Genomic DNA, 19,541 nt, shown 5'->3' on the forward strand with positions numbered 1-19,541 from the left:
AATAAATATCCTCAACAGGGGGTAACATTGTAGGGCTAGTATTGATATATAGCTAAACTAAACAATGTAAAACCATGAAAACTAAAATTACAATAACTGCTCTCCTGCTGATCTCAGTGAACATAAGCTTTGCACAAGAAAACAGGCTATGGTTATTGCTCGGAGCCGGTGCCGTTAATACCTCCAAAACCGGAAAGGACAATCTGATGGGGAACGGGTATAACATAGAAGCTGAAGCTTTTGTTCCTTTTTATAATAAGAAGGGTTTTTCGCTGGGGGGCGTTTTGAACGGAAGCTATACCAGCATCCGCAATCTTTCGCCAGATAATGCCACAGTAGCCAGCAAGTATCAGGTATATGGCGGCTCTGTAGCTGTAAATAATGAAACTGCTGGAAAAGCATCAGGCAGCTTTTCTGGCTTATTGGGTGCACAGGCGATTTTGAAAGCTGGAAATTTTAGCATCTTACCCGCTGTTAGTGCTGGTTATTTGCGTTTTGATCAACAAGGGTATACACAAACCGGCTCCGCTATGATGAACAATGGACAAAGCGGGGAGATGGTACTGGTAAAAACGGAAAAACAAAAAAATGAAGGGCTGGTATTGAAACCACAATTAAAACTTGGGTATGCGCTGACGACTAATTTCACACTGTTTATAGCTTCTGCCTATACCGCGGGCCCGGCATTACAGCATACTTCAGAACACCTGGTTCCGCAGGGAGGGTTTAACGACAAAAATACCTATGAAACCAGTCAGCTGTCCAAAGGGACCTGGGAAAGCCAGACTACTGAAAGCAGGTATCGCTCCGTTAATTTTAACGCGGGTATAATGCTGGGATTAGGTAAACGAAAAGCAACAAAAGGCCCAGGAGCAGCTTCATCCTCTTATGCCGCAGGTCGTTTATCCATGACGCCAACCAGTGCCAGACAAACACCAAATACAAGCTTCGGAAAAAAAGCAAGCGCAATTACGGCCGACGGGCCAACCAATCCGCTTTACGATGATAAAGGACTGGAAGGAACTAATCCTCTTGCCAGACCTGGCAATCCTATTGGTGGTATTATTGTTAAAGGCGGGAAAAATCCCGGGGGTAATGCGATCAGTTTAATTACCGACCAAAATGGTAAAATAAATTTTACTGTTACCGAAGTAGGTACCTATACACTTCGCATTACAAGTCCGGATACAGCCGGAAGCGATGAGAACTCAACAAAGAGCCAGAGAAAAGGCAGGACATACACTGCCGGCAGAAAGAACGAAACTCCCAATGCCGGTATAATGGCCGGGCTGGGGAACCCCATCGGTGGTATTATAGTTAAAGGCGGAAAAAATCCCGGTGGAGGTGCTTTTAATTTAATTAGTAACGACAACGGAGAGGTGACTTTTACGGTTAATGAGCCGGGAGCATACCAATTGCAAATTACTGCACCTGAAACTTCGGGGAAAAGCATCAGCTCAAAAGGGGTATCATCTGTAAAGCCTGCAAAGTCAAAACACTAGATATGTAACCATGATTTGTTAAAAAATGTTAAATCCATTTGAGAATTTTAATTTGTTTTTTTGATTTGTATTCATCATTCTAACCTATTGAACAGGCATTTTTTAGACTATTATTATAAATTCTAGTGTATAGATCATGTTAGGTAAATTTTCACTCAGCGCGCTCTTCTTATTTATTTTTACACCGGCCCTTGTGCTGCATGCTCAAAGTCTGGCTCCAGGTGTTGATGGCCGATCTGCTTTTACTGCAAAGCTGGTCAACATTGAAGCTGCAACCAACGAAACCTTTCGTTACAATGCGACGCTGCATAATGGAGCTGGCAAAGTGGCTGTTTTCGAATTTAAAACCAATCTGCCAGTGGGCTGGATGATCAGCTACAAAGTTGATGGGAGCCAGGTAACTTCACTTAATATGGATCCGGGAACCACCCGGGACCTATCTATTGAGGTTAATGCTTCGGCAACTGCCGCACCCGGCAAATACAAATTGCCGGTAAAAGCAATATTTAATGCCGACACCCTGTCCCTGAACCTGGAAGCCGTTGTAAAGGGGGCTTATGGCATCACATTAACCACGCCAACAGGAAAGTTGAGCGAAGAACTTACCTCTGGGAGTCACAAGGAAATCCACCTGGAGTTGAAGAATTCAGGTACACTGCCGTTGAATGACGTTGAATTTTCTGCTCAATTGCCTACCAATTGGGAAGCCACTTTTGAACCCTCAAAAGTCAAGCAGTTGGATCCCGGTAAAGTGCAGGCCGTAACCGCAAAACTGAAAGTGCCCGATAAGACAATAGCAGGCGATTATGCAGCCACTTTTACTGCAACAAATAGCAATGGGAATTCCCAGGCAGCTTTCAGGATGGTGGTAACAACCTCTCTGCTCTCTGGATGGATTGGCATACTGGTTATCCTTGTTGCTGTTTCGCTGGTATATTATCTCATCCGAAAATACGGCAGAAGATAGCAAAAATGATGGATCCTATCATACAACTCCAGGACCTGAGCAAATGCTATGGTTCTAAGAAAGCTGTTGATCAGCTTAGCCTCGACATCTATAAGGGAGAGATCTTTGGTTTGCTTGGGCCAAACGGAGCGGGTAAAACAACCACTATACTGATGATGCTGGGTCTCACTGATCCAACCAGTGGTTCTGCCTTTGTGTGTGGGTATAATGCCACAAGCAACCCAATTTCGGTGAAGAGAAAAGTAGGTTATATGCCCGATAGCCTGGGTTTTTATGATAACATGACGGCTCAGGAAAACCTGAGCTACATTGCCAGGCTAAACGGGATTCCTGAAAAAGAGATCGGGAAACGCACTGCAGAACTGATGGAAATTGTGGGCCTTTCTTCGGTATCGAATAAGAAAACATCAACCTTTTCCAGGGGCATGAAACAACGCTTAGGCTTGGCTGATGTCCTGATTAAACAACCGGATGTAATTATCCTGGATGAGCCAACCCTTGGTATTGATCCCAGCGGCGTAAAAGAATTCCTGACACTTATCAAACGCTTGAGCAAAGAACAGGAACTGACCGTTCTGCTTTCTTCGCACCACCTGCACCATGTACAGCAGGTCTGTGACAGAGTAGGGATCTTTGTGGGGGGCAAGCTATTGGCGCATGGCAATATCGATGCGCTATCGGGTAGTCTTTTTAATAGTGAGGGGCTTATCGTATCCATACAATTGGCAGCTGACATACCCCAGATATGGCCGTTTAAACAGGAGCTGGAACAATGGGAGAGCATTAAGCAGATCAGGGTAAATGACAGCACCGTAGACTTTGAGTGTAAACAAGACATCACGCCGGCACTGGTTCGTTTTTTTGTTGAAAAAGGTTATGACATCCTTGGAGTACACCAGAAAAAATACGGCCTGGATGACATCTACGAAAAATATTTTGAAGATATTAATTGAAGACAATGAAGAGTCAATCACTTTCCCGTCCTTTTAGTGTGATGCTTCAAAAAGAAATGGCAGACCATATCCGAAGCTGGCGTTTTATCGTGCTTATTGGTTTGATCATACTTACGTTTGTTGCATCAATGTATGTATCTCTGGGCAACATCAGGTCTGCCCTGAGCAATGCCAATGATCCGGATCGTACTTATTTATACCTGAAACTACTGACCACTACAGATAATTCCATACCGCCATTTCACGTTTTCCTGAGCTTTCTTGCCCCTTTATTGGGCATTAGTCTGGGTTTTGATGCCATCAATGCCGAACAGAATACCGGAACACTTACCAGACTTATGGCACAACCTGTTTACAGGGATAATATCCTATTGGCCAAATTTGTGAGTTCCCTTATGATGGTGGGTGCCCTATTCCTGGTTCTTGCCCTGCTAATGATAGGCGGGGGGCTACTCCTGACAGGGGTAAGAATGGAACCCCAGGAATTTCTACGGATATTGGGACTCATCGTAATCACGATTGTTTATGTCGGGTTTTGGCTGAGCTTATCCATTGTATTATCGGTCAGGTTCAGGCAGGCAGCAACCTCTGCGCTAACTGCCATTGGTTTATGGCTGTTTTTTACGGTATTCTACCAAATTGTTGTTAATCTTGTGATCCGGTCTTTTTTGCCTGACCCTGCTTTTTTGAGCCAGGATCAGATTCTGCATTACAATGAGTTGATATTGGATGTATTGCGCATTGCACCTAACCAGCTTTATACAGATGCCAGTACCACTATGCTGATGCCCTCGGTTCGAAGCCTGGGGCCAATGACCATGGAGCAGATGGCGGGAGCAATACCTGCTCCTTTGCCATTCAGGGAAAGCTTAATGATTGTTTGGCCACAGGTGAGTGGTTTGATAGGGGCAACGGTTGGCTGTTTTGCACTTGCCTACTATCTGTTTATGCGCCGGGAAATCAGGAGTTAAGTCAAATTAGCTCTGATAATTTCATATGCATTTATAAATTTGCCGGGATTGTTAATTTTAAATACCTTGCCGTAACAGCAATTTTAAATGGATACGAATAAACCCAGCACCGCAATTCTGCAGACAAAACCACATTTTAATATTCTGGACGGTTTAAGGGGCGTTGCTGCCCTGGCCGTTGTGGTATTTCATTTTATGGAATGGGCCTATTCCGATTTCAGCACAAATTTTATTGCGCATGGCTTCCTTGCGGTTGATTTCTTCTTTTGCCTTTCGGGATTTGTGATCGGATATGCTTATGACGACCGGATAGCACAGATGGGCGTTCTGGAATTTTTTAAATCGAGGATCATACGGCTGCACCCCTTGGTGATAGCCGGATCAGTATTGGGCCTCCTGGCATTGTTGTTTGACCCATTTGCCGGAAGCCCCGAAGCTTACAACACAGGTAAGATTGCCCTCTTATTTTTGTGCTCGGCATTCCTTATTCCTTTACCCTTAATGGCCGACCGTGGGTTTAACCTGTTTGGCTTAAACGCCCCCTCATGGTCCTTGTTTTGGGAGTATATGGCCAATATAGTTTATGCATTGATACTCTGTAAGCTCAGCCGCAGGTACCTGTGGCTATTGGTCATCATTTCGTCAGGGGCGCTTTGTGTGGTAGCTTACCGTTCCGGTAATTTGCTGGGTGGCTGGAGTGGCCCAACGTTTTGGGATGGAGGGGCCCGGATTTCTTACTCTTTTTTAGCTGGGCTTCTGGTTTACCGTTCAAACTGGATCATCAAAAACAAACTTGGATTTATTGGCTTGTCTGTATTGCTGTCCCTGGCTTTTGTTATGCCATTTTCTAAATGGAACTGGGTAACTGAACCTTTGGTAGTACTGTTTTACTTTCCTTTGCTCATCGCTTTGGGAGCGGGCGCTACTTTAACACCCGGCTTACAAAAGCTTTGTGTCTTTTCGGGAAAGGTATCTTACCCCTTGTATATGACGCATTATGCAGTTTTATGGATGTTTGGCAATTATTACACCAATCATAAGCCTGGCACGATACAGCTGACGTTAATTATTATTGCCGGCATGATCTTGCTTACCGGGGCAGCTTACCTGGTAATGGTGCTTTACGATATCCCCCTGAGGAAATATCTAAACAATAAACGCCTGCAATGGAAAAAATGAAAATTTATGGGCAGGAAGGCTATGTTCAGCACCCCAAATATTTTACTAAAGGTTTGTAAAATAGCTGCTTAATCAGATTGCGTATTGAATTTAATAATTATTTAACATCAGCCATCGAAATTCTTTAGTTTTGGAGCATTGTGTTTTATGATTTTGATGCCTATGGTGAACAATGAAAAAATAATAGAAGTTTTAAATTCCTCACCCAGCGTAGGGATGCTGAAGCTGCGCAACAGGGAAATAGTAATCGAATTTTTAATTGAGACTTTTATCAATGGGCAAGCTGTTGTATCGTCGGATCAGATCCATAACCAATTGGCCGATTACCTGGATTATAAACAGGTAGAACTTGACGAAGATATCGATATTGAGGTATTTGATACTTATGAAGTAAAAGCCAGGAAATATATACGGAAGTGGACAGATAGTGGTTATCTGACGAATTACCAGGACGACAAAGGCGAGGTGTTTTACGAACTCTCTGCCCATGCCAGCAAAACGATAGACTGGCTAACGAGCCTGGAGAAAAAAGAGTTTGTTGGGGCCGAATCCAGATTTAAGGATATTTTTAGTCAGCTAAGGGACCTGGTTGAATTTACGAACGACGATCTGCAAAAGCGCATAGACATTTTAGAGCAGAAGAAACAGGAAATTGAGCAGCAGCTCAATGGCTTACGCAGCGGCGAAACTGTAAAGGTTTATGAAGACTTTGAAATCATTCCACGTTTTAACCAGCTTAACCAATCGGCAAAGGAGCTACTCTCCGATTTTAAGGAAGTAGAAGACAATTTCAGGGAAATTACCCGTCATATTTACCTGAAGCACGCTGAAGGAAACCTTACAAAAGACCATATCCTTGAATTTACATTTGATGCACTGGATGAGCTTAAGGAGAGCCAGCAGGGTAAAAGTTTTTATGCCTTTTGGTCTTTTTTGCTTAACCCAGACTTACAGGAAGAATGGGGGGAACTGAGCAAGTCGTTGTTTAACCGCCTGGAAGATAAAGATATTGTAGCCGGAGACTTCTTTCTGAAAGACATGAAGAAATTCCTGCACGCCTCCGGACAGAAAGTATATAAGGCTAACGATAAGATGGCCGAAAAGCTGAGCAGGGTAATCAGGGAAACCGAGCACTCCAAAGTACACGCTACGCGAAACCTGATCCACGAAATCAAAACACTCCTCATCGAACTCGGGAAGAAAAAGAAAAAGCCGGACGCCGGCTTTATGCTCGAGGCGGAACCGGAGATCAGTTTACCATTCGACCGTAAGCTTACGCTGGAGCAAACTGAAGAGATCATGTATAAAAACCGTCCGAAAAGGGCCGATACTGATATCCTGCAGGCCACGCACCTGGTAAAACTGTTCGGACAGAAGCGCGTAGACAGGGAATTGATCAGAACCAATATCAAAAAGATACTGGCCGATAAAACACAGGCAAGCCTGGCAGAAGTGATTGAAATGACCGGAGGACTTGCTGAAGGACTGCCCGAGTTGTTTGGCTACCTGTCGGTAAGCAAAGATTTTAAGCATACCATTAATAAAGACAAAGTAGAGCGGATCTTATTTGATCGTGAGGCCCGCAAATCTATTCATATACCCGAAGTAATATTAACTAAATGAGCAATTTGCAAAATAGGCTGAAACCCTATTCCAAAGCAGTGGTTAAACTGCTCAAGAATGGTACAGTTTACAGCAGTTCGTCTGTATGGGAGGAATTGCTGCACTACCAGGAAGAAATACAGGAATACATCAATGTAATGGGCCTGGAACTGATCGTAAGAAAAGACGATGGACTGGCCTTTGTAACCCAGTTTGAAGACGAGGATGGGAATACCCTGGGCCTGGTAAGCAGGCGACAGATTGGCTTTGAGGCCTCTATAGTTCTGGTGGTACTGAGACAGCTGCTGGAAGAATTTGATAACAATCCTACCCAGGTTCAGGCTACAGAGAAATTTATTAGCCACACCGGTATAAGGGAAGAAGTTGAGCTCTTTCTGCCCGAGAAATACAACCGCGTAAAATTATTGCAGGAACTGGACACTTGTATCAAAAGGCTAACCGAGCTTGGCTACCTGAAAATTGTGAAACAGGAGGCCGATCCTTTGTACCAGATACAGCGGGTAATTAAAGACAAAGTAACCATAGATATATTGAAAGATTTTAAATTGAAGCTGGAGGAATATGTATAGTCTGTTTAGCACCAGTTCTGATAAAGCAGGTTTCAGACTGCAATACATGGAAGTATATAACTGGGGTACTTTTGATGGAGAAATTTTTCGCATTTCGCCTAAAGGGAACAACTCTTTACTTACAGGGGCAAACGCCTCGGGTAAAAGTACTTTTATTGATGCATTGCTAACCTTGCTGGTACCCGTTAAAAACGACCGGTTCTACAACCAGTCCTCGGGTGCAGAGAAGAAGGGCGACCGTACCGAAGAAAGTTATGTGTACGGCCATTATGGCAATATCCAAAAGGAAGGAGAAAACAGCACCACAACCCAAAAGCTGCGCGACCATACCGCATATTCGGTTTTGCTGGCCTGTTTCGAAAATACAGACGGACAGGTGGTAACCTTGTTCCAGCTGCGCTGGTTCAGCAATAATGAGCTGAAACGTTCATTCGGGATTGCCCGTATGCCTCTGGAAATTGAAAAGGATTTTACTCCTTTTGATGGCAAAGGAAACTGGAAAAAGCGTTTGGAAAAGTTATACAACACCGGGATCCAGAAGAAACGTATAGAGTTCCAGGACGGACCGGTGAAATATGGTGAGCGTATGGCCCAGTTGTTAGGGATGCGTTCTGTAAAAGCATCGAGTTTGTTTAACCAGGTGGTTGGTGTAAAGGTTCTGGACGATCTTGATGATTTCATCAGGGTAAACATGTTGGAGCAGCTGGATGCCGAGTACGAATTTCTGCAGCTGAAAGATAATTTCATGACGCTCATGGAGGCTAAGGTAAATATTGAAAAAGCCAAAGAGCAGATTGCCCAATTGGTGCCAATCAACGAATTGGCCCTGCAACTGGAAGAAACCGGAAAAAAACTGAAGACACTCGAGGCAGACAAGGAAATAGCTGTATACTGGTTTACCGCAAAAGGAACGGAACTTACCGCCAAAGAGTTGGAAGCACTGAAGGCCAGAATGACTGTATTGAATGATGAAATTACAGCCTTAAAGGCCAAGGAAGAAAACCTGAAGATCCAGGAACGCGACCTGGCAATTGCAATAGCCAATGATGAAGTGGAAATGCAGATTGAAAAGCTGGTTGAAGACATTGCCAAACTGGAACGCAGTCGTGAACAGTCTAAATTCCGGGCCGATAGTTATAATGCACTTGCTTTCGGACTTGGCTTACCCAAAGATCCGAGCCGGTCTGTATTTGATGAATCGAGGTTGCTGGCAGGGCAGAAGAAAAAAGACTGTGATGCACAACGCCAGGCCGAGGATGAGCTGGTAAGGGCTGCCCGTAATGAAGAAGACCAGCTTAATAACCAGGTAGAGGAATTGATAACTACGGTGCAGTCACTCCAAAAGAACAAAAACAACATTTCGGGCCGCGAGGCAGACATCAGGGAAGACATACTAGCCCACATTGGGGCAACTGCCGACGAACTGCCTTTTATTGGTGAGCTGATAAAGGTGCGTGAAGAAGACAACCAATGGGAGCCTGCAATTGAAAAAGTACTCCATAATTTTGCGTTACGCATTATTGTACCCGAAAAATATTACCGGGAAGTGAACGCCTACGTAAACAGGACCAATCTGCGTGGCCGTATCACTTATCAGCGCTACCAGGGCTATACTTCTATGGGCAGTTTACGTCGGCAGGTTTATGAAGACAACCAGCTGGTAAATAAGCTCGAATTTAAAGAATCGAGCAATTATGCCGAATGGCTGGAAGAGATGATTGCCGGACAATTTGATTATGCCTGTGCTGAAAGCCTGGACGAGTTTAACCAGTTTTCTGAAAAGGCGTTAACCATAGAAGGGCTGATTAAAGGAGTAAAAGGTAAGCACGAAAAGGATGACAGGGCACATGTATCCCGCAGGGAAAATTTTGTACTGGGATGGGATAATAAAGAAAAAATAGGCTTGCTTAAAAAGGAACTGGAGCTCCTGCAACAGCAACAGGAAAAAAATAAGGAGCAGATCAAACGTTTTGTTAAGGGGCTGTCTGATATTGACCTGACAAAAGACAGATTGTCTACATTCTTATCACAATACAACAGTTTTGACGAAATCAACTGGGCTGTTTTTGCCAATGAGATTCAGCAGAAAGCTGCCATGAAACAAAACCTGGAGAAAGCCAACAATAAAAACAGGGTTTTAAAAGAGCAGTTCAAATCTGTAAAAGTATTGCTTGGGGCAAATACACAAGAACTGGAAGTTAAGAACAGGCAGAAATATAAGCAGGAAGACCGGATGGAAGACCTGCAGCATGAGTTGGACAGGCATAGGGCAACACTAGGTATATTCCGCGAGAAAGAAGTGGATATTTCAGGCTTTGAGGAGGCACACCCACATCTTAAGGAAGTTGATTACGCCGGTTTCACTATTGCGAACGATGCTTTCAGGGAACACAACCGAAATGAGACCACCCGCCTGGAAAGGGAAAGGAACAGCAAAGAGCATGCTGTAGCCATCAAAATCAATGCCTTCAAACATCCGTCTGAAGAGATTACCCAGAAGTTTAAAAGCTGGCGTGCCGATGTAAATATGCTGCCGGAGGCTTCAAACCTGGAGTTTATTGGAGAGTATACGAACTTTTTAAAACGCCTGCAGGAGGATAACCTTCCCAAGCACGAGAAAAAATTTGATGAATACCTGCAGGAAACCATCACCAACAAGATTGCCGATTTCAGGTTGTTTTTTGAGAACTGGTCAGATGCCATTAAAGAGAACATCAATGTATTGAATGATGCTTTGCAGGGAATTGACTTTAAAACCAGCCCTAAAACTTATATCCAGTTGGTTATTCCGCCAAGGATTAACGAGGATGTCAGGGAATTCAGGGGCTTGCTGCAAAAAGCAATTCCAAATGTTAAAGCAATTGAAAATCTGGCAGACGGCAAGCGGCAGCATTTTGAAGAACATATTGAGCCACTGATCCACAGATTGGAGAAGGAAGAATGGCGCAAAAAGGTTATGGACGTAAGGGGCTGGTTCTCTTATAAAGCCGAAGAGTTTTATAAGGAAACAGGCACCAAATTCAAAACCTACGAAAATATGGGTCAGCTGTCGGGAGGGGAGAAAGCCCAGTTAACCTATACCATTCTGGGATCGGCAATTGCCTATCAGTTTGGCTTAACCAAAGAAGGACTGCAAACCAATTCTTTCCGGTTTATTGCCATCGACGAAGCCTTTAAGGCCCAGGACGAAGAGAAAGCAAGGTTCCTGATTACTTTGTGTAAACAGTTGCACCTGCAACTGCTGGTTGTAACACCAAGTGACAATATCCATATCGTAGAAAATGATATTTCATTCGTTCACTTTGCGGAGCGCAGAAATGAACGGAACTCATGGTTATACGATATGCCTATTGAACAGTTCCTGGAGGAACGTGAACAGTTTGGTGCTGCATAAGCAGGCTGCAAGCCATAAAAAAGCAGCGCAGATTGCGCTGCTTTTTTATGGCTATTCCGGTTCGTCTGCAGGCTCCCAAAGTTCAATGACATTTCCTTCAGGATCGAGTACATGAACAAATTTCCCATATTCATATTCCACAATCTTATCAATAATGGTCACGTTGTCCCTTTTCAATTCCTCTACCAGGGCAGCAATATTTTCTACGCGGTAATTAATCATAAAGGGTTTGGCAGAAGGATCAAAATACTTGGTATCCTTCGGAAATGTAGACCAAATGGTCGAGCCTTTTTTTGATGGATCATCGGCTTGTCGCCATTCAAACATTGTTCCATATTCACTGGTGGCCATCCCAAGGTTTTTGGCATACCAATCGTTCATTGCCTGCGGATTCTCGCATTTAAAAAATACGCCGCCAAGTCCGGTTACTTTTTTCATCAGTTTTACGTTTTACTATGAATATACGAACAAAAGAATTAATGTTAGCCTAACATTCTGTTTCATCTGTACTGCTAAATTCAACCTACTAAAAAGAAGACCATGTTAACAACACCCAAAGGGATCATCGTGGGGAGGGACACGCATTTTGTAATAGATACTCCCGGGAATATTGCTGCAGTGTATAAACGCCAGATGCTGGATCTGGTAGATTTGGGCGGTCAAGTCAAGCGGGAACGGGCTGAACCCGGAATAGAAAATGCACAATTAATAGGATTAACAGTTTATCAGGCGCGGGTAATTGCTACCTGTTGTTTAAAAAATCCGCTTTACGACTACAAACAACAGGTCTTTAAAAAGGCACAGGCTACCAGAAGTCCGGACTTGTACAATGTAGAGCTGGGTTACATTACTACCCATCCCGATTTTGAGGGTGGAAAGCATTGCCAGCAGCTGTTAAAAGAGTTTTTCCTTAAAATCAGCCACCTGAATATGTTCGCAACTACCAGAAAGCCCGCAATGAAACATATCCTTGAAAAATACGGCTTTTACCAGTTGGGTGCGCGTTATGGCGACCAGTTCGATCTGGAGCTGATGTTATATGAGGGGGCTTTTGGATAATGTAATTTTGTTGTTCCGTTCAACAATCTTATTTTTACCTTATGGTACCAATCAAAATCATCATTACAGGAACCACCGGTATGGTTGGCGAGGGTGTCTTGCTGGAATGCCTTTCAAGCCCGGAAATTGAAGCAGTACTTAGCGTAAGCCGCAAACCTTCAGGGGTTAAACACCCAAAACTGAAAGAATATATTGTGGCCGATTTTCTGGGCTTGCAAACAGAAGATCCTGAACTCAGGGGTTACGATGCTTGTTTCTTTTGCGCGGGTATCAGCAGTATCGGAATGTCTGAAGCTGATTATACCCGGATCACCTACGATACTACGCTACATTTTGCAAAGGTAGTATCCGGATTAAATCCAAAGATGACTTTTATATATGTAAGCGGAGCAAGTACAGACAGTACAGAAAAAGGCAGGGTAATGTGGGCACGTGTAAAAGGCCGTACTGAAAATGACCTTCAAAAGCTGCCTTTCGGGAATGTCCATAATTTCCGGCCGGGCATGATGAAAGCTGTTCCCGGGCAGCAGCACCTGTTAAAACTCTACAAATATTTTGCATGGATGTACCCCATTGTAAAGACCCTGTTCCCCAATTCGGCAAGTACGCTCCGACAGGTTGCTCAGGCAATGATCATTTGCGCAACTACAGACATTAGAAAACCCATTCTGGAAGTGAGTGACATCAACTCCATGAAAAAATAAATGATACCTTTATACGATAAAACAGATAGTTATGATACAAACAAAAGGATATGCAGCCCAAAGCCCGGAAACTGATCTGGCTCCCTGGAATTTTGAACGCAGGGATGTTGGTGCGCACGATGTTCAACTGGAAATATTATACTGTGGCGTTTGCCACTCAGATTTGCACCAGATTAAAAATGACTGGTTCCCAGGTGTCTTCCCGATGGTTCCGGGCCACGAAATTGTAGGCCGGGTAATAAAGGTAGGTGCACATGTGAAAAATTTCAAGACCGGTGAGCTTGCAGGTGTGGGTTGTATGGTAGACTCCTGCCAGGTTTGCGAAAATTGTAATGAAGGCCTGGAGCAATATTGCCTGGAAGGAAATACACAAACCTACAATAACCTGGACAGGAGTGGGGTGCCTACCTACGGCGGTTATTCCAACACCATCGTGGTGCGCGAGGAATTTGTATTGCACGTATCCGACAAACTCCCACTGGCTGCTACAGCGCCATTGCTTTGTGCTGGCATTACCACTTATTCGCCATTAAGGCATTGGAAAGTAGGAAAGGGACACAAACTGGCCGTTTTAGGTCTTGGTGGCCTTGGCCACATGGGTGTTAAATTTGGCGTGGCTTTTGGCGCCGAAGTAACGGTATTGAGCACATCCCCTTCAAAAGAAGCTGCTGCAAAGGCTTTAGGGGCGCATCATTTTGTAGTGACTTCTGATCCGGCACAACTCAAAGCCGTAAGGGGTAGTTTCGATTTCATTCTGGATACAGTTTCGGCCGAGCATGACATGAACCTTTACTTGTCGCTGTTGAGAACCAATGGTACGCACATCTGTGTAGGTGTTCCTTCGGTTCCTTATGCCATTCATCCCTTTGCTTTACTTGGGGGCAGGAAAAGTGTTGCCGGATCGGGTATAGGCGGCATTAAAGAAACTCAGGAAATGCTCGATTTTTGCGCAGAACATCAGATCGTTTCAGACATAGAACTCATCGACATTAAGGACATTACCGCGGCTTACGACCGTATGTTGAAAGGGGATGTAAGGTATCGCTTTGTTATTGATATGGCAACCTTATAGTAAGATGAAGAAATTAATTTTGCTGCCCCTCTTTTTTACTGTAATGACATGGAATGCCCTGGCCCAGCAAAAGGCAGAGCTTCCTGTGGGTTTACCTGATTCTATCTATTCCGGAAAACAAGGAGGATTACATGTGCAGGGCGTTGTGGTAGATGAAGTAAATGGATATGTCTATTTTTCTTTTACCGACAGGCTGGTTAAAATGGATCTTACAGGCAAGCTCATAGGAAGTGTGATTGGCTTTGCAGGGCACCTTGGCGACCTGGATTTTGATGCGAAGAACGGAAAGATATACGGTTCTCTGGAATATAAAAATGATGCCATCGGTAAAGGGATCAGAAAGGAACTGGGACTAAAAAATAAAAATGAGACTGGTTTTTATATCGCCATATTTGATGGCTCCCGTATTGTACGCCCCAACATGGACGCAGAAAAGGAAGATTTGCTGCGTACAGTTTATTTAGCGGAACCGGTAAAAGATTATGAGGCCAGCGTAACGGCAGGAACAGAAATAAAGCCTCATCGTTTTGCCTGTTCGGGGATAGATGGGGTTGCTTTTGCCCCTGAAATAGGAGCTGCAAATGGTGGTAAAAAATACCTGTATGTGGCCTACGGTGTTTATGGCGATACTGACAGGGATGACAATGATCATCAGGTCTTATTAAAATATGATGTTGCCAACTGGGACAAGTATGCACAACATCTATCGCAGGACCAGCTGCACCATTCGGGACCTGCAAAACCCCTTGAAAAATATTTTGTAAAGACCGGCAGCACACGCTATGGTATCCAGAACCTGGCCTACGATAGCCATACCGGGAATTTTTTCGCTGCAGTATACCGCGGTGCAAAAACACAATTTCCGAATTACGATTTGTTTGTAATTGACGGGCACCGGAAACCGGTAAACAGCCAGATCGTATCAGAGAACAAAAAAATAAAAGTTAAAACACTTTCTTTATTACAGGCAGGACCACAAGATCCAAAAACAGGTATCAGAGGGTGGAATTTTCAATGGGGAGCTACAGGTTTATGCCCTTTGGGTAAGGGGCTGTTTTACATCTCGCACAATGAAAAGACCAAAGACAATCAACAACAAACCACTGTTTTTAAATACAGATGGGTAGGAGACACTCACAACTCATTTATAAGAGTAAAATAAATTTTATGCGGATTAAAATTTCAATAACAGCAGCGCTGTTGTTCCTTGTTATATATAACTCGAATGCCCAGAAACTCGAAGGCGGTATTGATGTTCACGCCTTTGCGGACAACCGGGAATATTCCAAGTCAAACCGGTTCTCACAAAGTATACTCGGATTGAGGTTTTCTCCGGAAATAGGTTTGGTACTGGATAGTGTTCATCACATCAGGGGGGGCTTTAATGCCTTGCACGAATTTGGCTCGCCAAAATTTGTGAATAAGATTGATCCGGTGCTGTATTATAAGTTTGATAAAAAAGAATGGAATTTTTACATGGGTATGTTTCCAAGGCATAACCTGATTTCCGATTTTCCTCGGGCACTGCTTACAGATACACTTAATTACTACCGGCCAAATGTAGAAGGCATGCTGTTAAAGTATGAAAACAGCAACTGGAAACAATTGTTGTTTATTGACTGGACCAGCAGGCAGACTGCTACAGACAGAGAGAATTTTATTTTCGGGCTTTCAGGCAGCTTTAAAAAGGACCTGTTTTTTATTTCTCACTATGCAATGATGCTGCACAATGCCGGCGCGGCTATTGCTGTTCCAGACGATTACGTAGAAGATAATGGTGCCGCTACTCTAAAAGTAGGGGTAGACCTTTCAAAGAGAACATTTCTTGATTCACTGACCATCAATACCGGAGGCCTGATGTCTTTTGAGCGTATACGCCGGCTTGGGGGATGGAAAACACCCAAAGGGATGCTGCTGGAGATGCAGATGGAATACCACAGGATTGGGATAACCAACTCTTTTTATGCAGGTGAGGGCCATAACATTAGATATGGCGATCAGTTTTATACTGCCAAAAGATACAACAGAACCGATTTGAGCTGGCGCCCCAGAATTTACAAGGGCATAGAAGGTAAGTTTACCTTGTCCTTCCATTTTCTGGAAGGCGTGATAGACAGCCAGCAAAGCCTGGCTTTACGGTACAATTTTCAGCTCTAATTACTGGTTCAGTTTACAATTCTTTTTAAACTCTAAGAATAATTTGTAGTTTAGTGTATAGTATACTTTAACGCAATTATTGATGCAGAAAAACATAGTCATACACACTAAACTTTCTAATTACGGTGAAATTGTAAGGATACCGGTCTCTTATTCCATCATTAACGAGGATAATAACGAAAATATAAAACTGATCAGCTGTAAGGTTAATCTTGATGAATATGAAATGCCCGAATGGCTTTCGCCCACAGAATTTACGATCAGGCAGGTTTATAAAGCCGATAGTGGTAAAGGAATAACTGTGGCGGAATTAGGTAATATTGCCTGCAAGAATATCGATTCTGCTAATTTTATCAGTACTACTCATGAGCACATCAAAATAGCCGAAAAGTTTCCGAAAAAGTAAACAGTCTATTGAGCAGCTTCTACCAGTTCTAAAAATCTCTCCAATCGCCAGGCAGCAGGTTGGGAGGTTCTGGCTTCAGGAGCATGCCTCAGGGCCGTTAGCTGTGTAGCTATAAACCGCTCTATATCTATGATAGTCGTACCTGGATAAAGTTCAAAAGGAGCTTCAGGTAATTGTAAGCCATGGAGCCTGTTGGCCAGATCTTCTACTTGTTCAGGTGTCATGGCGCAAAGGTACTAACAAATTATTTTATACAAAAAGCTTAACCATACTGCCTAAACGTTTTAAATGAAAATCCAATTCATTGTCCCATTTTAAAGCAAAATTTAAACGCAGGCAATTGTGAAACTGGTCGTGCTGTGTAAACATCCTGCCCGGTGCAAAGCTTATTTTCTGTGCTATTGCCAGGTCGAATAGTTTCGCCGTGTCTATTTTCTTTTCCAATTCCAGCCACAATACAAAACCGCCCTGGGGCTGCGTGATTTTGGTGTTTTCAGGAAAATAGTCTTCAATTGCCCTCTGGTATTGCAGGCAGTTGGTATACAGCTTTTGCCTTAGGGTGCGCAGGTGATGATCGTAGCGCCCGTACTCCATAAAGTCGGCAATCACCTCCTGGTATAGTGGCGGCGTTGATATTGTGTGCAACAATTTTTGCCTGATGATTTTGTCTTTATACCTGCCCGGTGCTACCCAGCCCACACGATAACCAGGGGCCAATGATTTGGAGAATGAACCGCACCACATCACGATACCCGCTTCGTCATATAATTTACAGGGAGCTGGACGTTTTTTACCAAAAAAGATATCTCCATACAGATCGTCCTCGATCAGTGGGATAGTGTAATTGGTAAGCATTTTTACCACTTCCTTTTTATGCTCATCCGGCATGCAGCTGCCAAGAGGGTTGTTAAAGTTGCTGATCAGGCAGCAGGCCTTAATACGGGGCAGAACTTTTTTTAATGCGTCAATTTCTATTCCCGTTACCGGGTTAGTTGGAAGCTCAATAATTTTGAGGCCCAGTTCTGTCGCTATTTGCAGTATCCCAAAGTAAACCGGGCTTTCCAGTGCAATGGTATCGCCAGGCTTGGTTACTGCAATAAAACAATTATAGATTGCATTCATGGCTCCGGAAGTTGTGACGATGTCCTGCTCGCCGAGTTTACCTCCCCAGGTAAACGACCATCTTGAAATATTTCTTCTGAGGTTGAGGTTCCCTTGTATAGGTTCATAACCCGTTCCGCTGTCGTCCATACTATGGATAACTTTAAGTACCCCTTTATTCAGCTTGGGGATAGGTAACAGGCTCTGGTCTGGAACACCTAGTGAAAACTGGGTAATGGTCTTGTCCTTCATGGTATCGAAAACCCTGATGATAAGGTCTTCGGGATGATTTCCCTTGTCTTTCAAAACTGGCTTACTGGTCTCCGGCAGCAAAAGCCTTCTTCCTGTAGACTTACTGACATAATATCCGGATTTAGGCCTGGATTCAATCAGCGATTTACCTTCCAGTTCCAGGAATGCCTGCTTTACGGTATTCAGGCTTACATCGTATATTTTTTGTACAGTGCGGATAGAAGGAAGCTTATCCCCGGTTTTAAGGGTTTGTGCGACAATTTGCTGCTCCACCGCGCTTGCAATTTTCCGGTACAGTATTTCTTTTGCCATGCTCAGCTGATTCTAATTAAATGTAATTAGCTGCAGTGATTAAGCCAGTCTACCAGCTTTTTGACTGCGTTTTTTAGTGGTTGGGTTGCCGATACAGTACCAGCTGCCGGTCCCCAGATACGCGTAAAGCGGTTTACTGTAAAGTCATTCAGGTCTTCACCAAGGCAACAGGTTTCAACGCAGCTGTCCATATTGATCCTGAAAGTGAGTTGTCCGTTGCTATTGATGTTTACAAACGAACAGGCGATGATACGTCCATTCTGCTCTGCCAGGCCAATGGGTAAGCCGAAATCGGCAGTCAGTTCGTCGGCTGAGCCATTTAAATAAAGATTCATAACCGCTGTCAGATCAGATAAGTATACCTCACGAACTTTGATTCCTGTGTTTTTTATTGCTGTTGTTTCCATATCTAAAGACTTTATGCCACAAAATTAGACAGCCTTATGTGTAGTATACAGATACAAAAACGTTATTTTTTATGGGTACAGTTGGCTTTGCAGGCAGTTTCCTGTTTTATTTTCTTTTATTTATTTTAATTTAATTACAAAAAGTATAAATTACATCAACCAAACACCATACCCAATTGATAAGCTAAGCCAATATTCCTTAACAAAAACTTAACCCAGCGCAAATACTTGAATATCTAGTTTTGCGGAGTATAACAATCCAGTTCAATGAGTACCACACCTTCTGATGTAATTTGCGGACAAGCTGATCATTTTACAAGCATTTTTAACGCCTACTGGAAAAAGCTGTATGCAATTGCCTACAGACGCTTACGGGATGAAGACCTTGCAAAAGATATTGTGCAGGATGTGTTTGTTTATTTCTGGAAGGAAAGGCACAAAATTGAAATAAATGGTTCTTTGGAAGCCTATTTAAGAAGGTCAGTTCAATATCAGATCATCGCCCATTTTAGAAAACATACCATTCATTCCAGGGCCCTGGGCTTTTTGCTGGAGAAGATGAACGAAGTGGAAATCAATATCCGCGATATTTTAACGGAACAGGATTTTGCCAATACCGTTAATTCAGAGGTTAAAGAGATGCCCCAAACCATGAAGGAAATCTTCAACCTGCGCTTTAAAGATCATTCTGTACAGGAAATTTCCGAAAACCTGGGGCTGGCCGAAAAAACGGTCAGAAATAACATTTCTATGGGTCTGGTCCGCATCAGGAAAGCCATTTCCAGGGATTTTCCGGAAGACTTTTCTGCAATCTGCCTTGCGCTTTACCTCATGCTGGGGGCAAAATAGCCCGGCGCTATTTTTTTATTTTTTTTCGGGACAAACAAAGCAGCAGTTCTACTCTATATGTAAA

At 43.5% G+C, this 19,541-nt stretch carries 19 protein-coding genes; 15 read left to right on the plus strand and 4 right to left on the minus strand.

Annotated elements, in window-relative coordinates; translation table 11 throughout:
• The first annotated feature begins 74 nt into the window (after nucleotides 1-74).
• From B9A91_RS16600 to B9A91_RS16635, 8 genes are all read left to right on the plus strand, one after another.
• Nucleotides 75-1,502 (plus strand): hypothetical protein, encoded by a 1,428-nt coding sequence (locus tag B9A91_RS16600; RefSeq protein ID WP_084240128.1) that lies wholly within the window; start codon nucleotides 75-77, stop codon nucleotides 1,500-1,502.
• Nucleotides 1,503-1,638: 136 nt separating this feature from the next.
• Nucleotides 1,639-2,469 carry a COG1470 family protein gene (locus B9A91_RS16605; protein WP_084240129.1) on the plus strand — a complete coding sequence of 277 codons (831 nt, stop codon included), beginning with the start codon at nucleotides 1,639-1,641 and terminating at the stop codon, nucleotides 2,467-2,469.
• A gap of 5 nt (nucleotides 2,470-2,474) precedes the next feature.
• Complete coding sequence (locus B9A91_RS16610; RefSeq protein ID WP_084240130.1) at nucleotides 2,475-3,422, plus strand: ABC transporter ATP-binding protein; 948 nt, start codon at nucleotides 2,475-2,477, stop codon at nucleotides 3,420-3,422.
• A 5-nt stretch (nucleotides 3,423-3,427) separates the two neighbouring features.
• On the plus strand, nucleotides 3,428-4,393 hold the full coding sequence (locus B9A91_RS16615; protein WP_084240131.1) for an ABC transporter permease: 966 nt from the start codon (nucleotides 3,428-3,430) through the stop codon (nucleotides 4,391-4,393).
• A gap of 87 nt (nucleotides 4,394-4,480) precedes the next feature.
• Nucleotides 4,481-5,572 (plus strand): acyltransferase family protein, encoded by a 1,092-nt coding sequence (locus tag B9A91_RS16620; RefSeq protein ID WP_084240132.1) that lies wholly within the window; start codon nucleotides 4,481-4,483, stop codon nucleotides 5,570-5,572.
• Nucleotides 5,573-5,734: 162 nt separating this feature from the next.
• The gene (locus tag B9A91_RS16625) at nucleotides 5,735-7,195 is read left to right on the plus strand and encodes a DUF3375 domain-containing protein (protein WP_159451731.1); all 1,461 of its coding nucleotides are present in this window, start codon (nucleotides 5,735-5,737) and stop codon (nucleotides 7,193-7,195) included.
• Nucleotides 7,192-7,764 carry a DUF4194 domain-containing protein gene (locus B9A91_RS16630; protein WP_084240134.1) on the plus strand — a complete coding sequence of 191 codons (573 nt, stop codon included), beginning with the start codon at nucleotides 7,192-7,194 and terminating at the stop codon, nucleotides 7,762-7,764. Before B9A91_RS16625 ends, B9A91_RS16630 begins: the two co-directional genes overlap by 4 nt.
• Nucleotides 7,757-11,158, plus strand: a complete 3,402-nt coding sequence (locus B9A91_RS16635; protein ID WP_084240135.1) for an ATP-binding protein — start codon at nucleotides 7,757-7,759, stop codon at nucleotides 11,156-11,158. Before B9A91_RS16630 ends, B9A91_RS16635 begins: the two co-directional genes overlap by 8 nt.
• A gap of 51 nt (nucleotides 11,159-11,209) precedes the next feature.
• Here B9A91_RS16635 and B9A91_RS16640 read toward each other — a convergent pair whose 3' ends face one another.
• Nucleotides 11,210-11,596: a VOC family protein gene (locus B9A91_RS16640; RefSeq protein ID WP_084240136.1), complete on the minus strand. Its 387-nt coding sequence runs from the start codon at nucleotides 11,594-11,596 to the stop codon at nucleotides 11,210-11,212.
• Between the two features lie 102 nt (nucleotides 11,597-11,698).
• On the opposite strand from B9A91_RS16640, the gene B9A91_RS16645 reads away from it, so the two are divergent.
• The 6 genes from B9A91_RS16645 (at nucleotide 11,699) to B9A91_RS16670 (ending at nucleotide 16,556) form a co-directional block, all read left to right on the plus strand.
• Nucleotides 11,699-12,217, plus strand: coding sequence for a hypothetical protein (locus tag B9A91_RS16645; RefSeq protein WP_084240137.1), 519 nt, complete (start codon nucleotides 11,699-11,701; stop codon nucleotides 12,215-12,217).
• 41 nt (nucleotides 12,218-12,258) lie between these two features.
• The gene (locus B9A91_RS16650; protein ID WP_084240138.1) at nucleotides 12,259-12,921 is read left to right on the plus strand and encodes an NAD-dependent epimerase/dehydratase family protein; all 663 of its coding nucleotides are present in this window, start codon (nucleotides 12,259-12,261) and stop codon (nucleotides 12,919-12,921) included.
• Nucleotides 12,922-12,952: 31 nt separating this feature from the next.
• Entirely contained in the window at nucleotides 12,953-13,993 is a 1,041-nt protein-coding gene (locus B9A91_RS16655) for an NAD(P)-dependent alcohol dehydrogenase (protein WP_084240139.1), read from the plus strand.
• Between the two features lie 4 nt (nucleotides 13,994-13,997).
• On the plus strand, nucleotides 13,998-15,155 hold the full coding sequence (locus B9A91_RS16660) for a hypothetical protein (protein ID WP_084240140.1): 1,158 nt from the start codon (nucleotides 13,998-14,000) through the stop codon (nucleotides 15,153-15,155).
• A 5-nt stretch (nucleotides 15,156-15,160) separates the two neighbouring features.
• Entirely contained in the window at nucleotides 15,161-16,150 is a 990-nt protein-coding gene (locus tag B9A91_RS16665; protein ID WP_084240141.1) for a hypothetical protein, read from the plus strand.
• 82 nt (nucleotides 16,151-16,232) lie between these two features.
• Nucleotides 16,233-16,556: a hypothetical protein gene (locus B9A91_RS16670; RefSeq protein ID WP_084240142.1), complete on the plus strand. Its 324-nt coding sequence runs from the start codon at nucleotides 16,233-16,235 to the stop codon at nucleotides 16,554-16,556.
• A 5-nt stretch (nucleotides 16,557-16,561) separates the two neighbouring features.
• On the opposite strand, the gene B9A91_RS16675 is transcribed toward B9A91_RS16670, so the two are convergent.
• Genes B9A91_RS16675 through B9A91_RS16685 form a run of 3 tightly spaced genes read right to left on the minus strand, consistent with a single transcriptional unit; the run spans nucleotide 16,562 to nucleotide 18,628 of the window.
• Nucleotides 16,562-16,780, minus strand: coding sequence for a DUF6965 family protein (locus B9A91_RS16675; RefSeq protein WP_084240143.1), 219 nt, complete (start codon nucleotides 16,778-16,780; stop codon nucleotides 16,562-16,564).
• A gap of 25 nt (nucleotides 16,781-16,805) precedes the next feature.
• Nucleotides 16,806-18,221 (minus strand): aminotransferase-like domain-containing protein, encoded by a 1,416-nt coding sequence (locus B9A91_RS16680; protein WP_084240144.1) that lies wholly within the window; start codon nucleotides 18,219-18,221, stop codon nucleotides 16,806-16,808.
• A 26-nt stretch (nucleotides 18,222-18,247) separates the two neighbouring features.
• Nucleotides 18,248-18,628: a hypothetical protein gene (locus B9A91_RS16685; RefSeq protein WP_084240145.1), complete on the minus strand. Its 381-nt coding sequence runs from the start codon at nucleotides 18,626-18,628 to the stop codon at nucleotides 18,248-18,250.
• Between the two features lie 267 nt (nucleotides 18,629-18,895).
• Between B9A91_RS16685 and B9A91_RS16690 the strand changes: the two genes are divergently transcribed.
• Nucleotides 18,896-19,477 (plus strand): RNA polymerase sigma factor, encoded by a 582-nt coding sequence (locus tag B9A91_RS16690; protein ID WP_084240146.1) that lies wholly within the window; start codon nucleotides 18,896-18,898, stop codon nucleotides 19,475-19,477.
• The last annotated feature ends 64 nt before the right edge of the window (nucleotides 19,478-19,541 follow it).

The organism is Pedobacter africanus (assembly GCF_900176535.1).
Taxonomy (GTDB): Bacteria; Bacteroidota; Bacteroidia; order Sphingobacteriales; family Sphingobacteriaceae; genus Pedobacter; species Pedobacter africanus.

Coding starts and splice junctions, on each gene's coding strand:
- B9A91_RS16600 (WP_084240128.1), top strand. CDS start 75: ATGAAAACTAAAATTACAATAACTGCTCTCCTGCTGATCTCAGTGAAC.
- B9A91_RS16605 (WP_084240129.1), top strand. CDS start 1,639: ATGTTAGGTAAATTTTCACTCAGCGCGCTCTTCTTATTTATTTTTACA.
- B9A91_RS16610 (WP_084240130.1), top strand. CDS start 2,475: ATGATGGATCCTATCATACAACTCCAGGACCTGAGCAAATGCTATGGT.
- B9A91_RS16615 (WP_084240131.1), top strand. CDS start 3,428: ATGAAGAGTCAATCACTTTCCCGTCCTTTTAGTGTGATGCTTCAAAAA.
- B9A91_RS16620 (WP_084240132.1), top strand. CDS start 4,481: ATGGATACGAATAAACCCAGCACCGCAATTCTGCAGACAAAACCACAT.
- B9A91_RS16625 (WP_159451731.1), top strand. CDS start 5,735: ATGGTGAACAATGAAAAAATAATAGAAGTTTTAAATTCCTCACCCAGC.
- B9A91_RS16630 (WP_084240134.1), top strand. CDS start 7,192: ATGAGCAATTTGCAAAATAGGCTGAAACCCTATTCCAAAGCAGTGGTT.
- B9A91_RS16635 (WP_084240135.1), top strand. CDS start 7,757: ATGTATAGTCTGTTTAGCACCAGTTCTGATAAAGCAGGTTTCAGACTG.
- B9A91_RS16640 (WP_084240136.1), bottom strand. CDS start 11,596: ATGAAAAAAGTAACCGGACTTGGCGGCGTATTTTTTAAATGCGAGAAT.
- B9A91_RS16645 (WP_084240137.1), top strand. CDS start 11,699: ATGTTAACAACACCCAAAGGGATCATCGTGGGGAGGGACACGCATTTT.
- B9A91_RS16650 (WP_084240138.1), top strand. CDS start 12,259: ATGGTACCAATCAAAATCATCATTACAGGAACCACCGGTATGGTTGGC.
- B9A91_RS16655 (WP_084240139.1), top strand. CDS start 12,953: ATGATACAAACAAAAGGATATGCAGCCCAAAGCCCGGAAACTGATCTG.
- B9A91_RS16660 (WP_084240140.1), top strand. CDS start 13,998: ATGAAGAAATTAATTTTGCTGCCCCTCTTTTTTACTGTAATGACATGG.
- B9A91_RS16665 (WP_084240141.1), top strand. CDS start 15,161: ATGCGGATTAAAATTTCAATAACAGCAGCGCTGTTGTTCCTTGTTATA.
- B9A91_RS16670 (WP_084240142.1), top strand. CDS start 16,233: ATGCAGAAAAACATAGTCATACACACTAAACTTTCTAATTACGGTGAA.
- B9A91_RS16675 (WP_084240143.1), bottom strand. CDS start 16,780: ATGACACCTGAACAAGTAGAAGATCTGGCCAACAGGCTCCATGGCTTA.
- B9A91_RS16680 (WP_084240144.1), bottom strand. CDS start 18,221: ATGGCAAAAGAAATACTGTACCGGAAAATTGCAAGCGCGGTGGAGCAG.
- B9A91_RS16685 (WP_084240145.1), bottom strand. CDS start 18,628: ATGGAAACAACAGCAATAAAAAACACAGGAATCAAAGTTCGTGAGGTA.
- B9A91_RS16690 (WP_084240146.1), top strand. CDS start 18,896: ATGAGTACCACACCTTCTGATGTAATTTGCGGACAAGCTGATCATTTT.